Raw genomic sequence first — 1,690 nt, 5'->3', positions numbered from 1 at the left:
GCGTTCTTCATCACTGATAAAGCTCGTCTCAGTAATGTAATATTTCACGTCCTTGTTCGTTGATGCAAGCATGGAGATGTCTTCCATATTAGTTATGTACGATTGAATATTGATATTAACCTGTTGGACAATTTCGGAAATATAGTGCTTTGAATTCATTTCCACCGCTTGAGCCGACAGATGATAAGAGATGTAGCTTGTGATCACGATCAGAAATAAAATCAAGCACGAGAAGACGACGGAAATACTCGATTGTATGCTTCGAAATTTGAAAAGAAATGATCCAACATCCCATTCTCTTCTCATCCTTATTTCTCCCTCAATAACTTTTCTCGGTATTCCGTAGGGGTTGTCCCTGTATGTTTTTTAAATAACACACTAAAGTACTGAGGGTCGCTGTAACCGACCTTTGCCGCTACTTCATAGGATTTCATTGGAGTCTGCTGCAGTAAATCCTTTGCTTTATCAATCCTCACCCGTGTGACATATTCCATAATGGTTTGTTCTTTATTTTGCTTGAATACGGTGCTGAAATAGCTCTTGCTCAAATGTACATGGCGGCAAAGTTCATCAACCGTCAAGTTCTCGTTGGAATAATGCCTTTCAATGTAATCAACTACACTCAACACCTGCATCTTTGTTAGGTCGTTTCTTTGCTCTGACATATATAAAATCGCTTCTTTACAAATCGTTAGGAGCCATAATTCGATTTCATCCAACGTTTGAAAGCGGTTGATATCTTGGAGAACGATTTCATTTCCTTTAAAATGAACAGCGTCATTGCCTGCGAATTCGTGAATCGTATTCATAACGGCAATAATAATCGACTGAATTTGGAAATAACAAGCTCCCATTGACATKAGCGAAGCTTTTAAGTTGCTTATCAGTTGACCGATGAGAACTTGCGCTTCACCTTGTGTGCCCGTTTTGATGAGGGTAGCAAATTTGCGATTCCACTCAATATCCAGCTGCTGCGCCGGTTTCTTGGCGCCTTCCATGTCCAGGATCGAGATGACTCTATTTTTTCCATGCAAAAAACGGTAATCCAGTGCGGAAATCGCCCCGTTGTAAGAAAGCGGGAGCTCGTGTAAAGTGCTGCACAACGTGCCAACACCCACCGTCACAGTGAATTTCAAGTATTTCTCCATGCAAAAGCGGATCACCTCAGATGCGCTCAGCGCAGCTTCATAGGTCCCTTCTTCTGCTTCCCCGGAAAAAATGACAATCATGCGTTCTTCCCTCGTTCGAAAAACGACCGCTTCTTTTCCTTCCATTACTTCTTGTACAATATTGAAAGCAGCGGATCGGAAAAGCTCCGGATCGTTTTGCCATTTTTCTTTCTTTATGTCGTCGAAATCGTCGATGTCGATGGCTACAACCAGATAAGGCGGGGCAATCCAAGGAAGACTGAAGTATTCAAATCTCTCTTGCAACCTGAAATCTCGCAAAGTGCCTCCCACTAATTGCTCAAGAAACCGTTCTCTTAATAAAGGCAAGCTTTGATGAAGCTGCATCTTCAGCAGCGAGAAGTTCTCGCGATTTTCAGCTTCCTTGTCCATTTCTAATTTCRCTTTGTCGAGCAGATTGCGAAGTTCATTCGCCGTAATCGGTTTTACAATAAAATCGTGCACTTTCAAGCGCAGTGCTTTCTGGGCATAATCAAACTCATCATGACCGGTAAGGATAATGA

Annotated in this window: 1 protein-coding gene and 1 pseudogene; both read right to left on the bottom strand. The window is 42.1% G+C overall.

The window, feature by feature from the left end:
* Window positions 1-306: pseudogene (locus tag AC1DUA_RS36525) on the bottom strand (cache domain-containing sensor histidine kinase); the annotation flags it as partial.
* Window positions 307-308: 2 nt separating this feature from the next.
* The coding region (locus tag AC1DUA_RS36520; RefSeq protein ID WP_477504389.1) for a response regulator transcription factor at window positions 309-1,690 on the bottom strand (1,382 nt) is incomplete at its 5' end.

It is taken from the genome of Paenibacillus sp. 01T422, from assembly GCF_056398785.1.
This window is presented reverse-complemented; position numbering and strand designations above follow the sequence as displayed.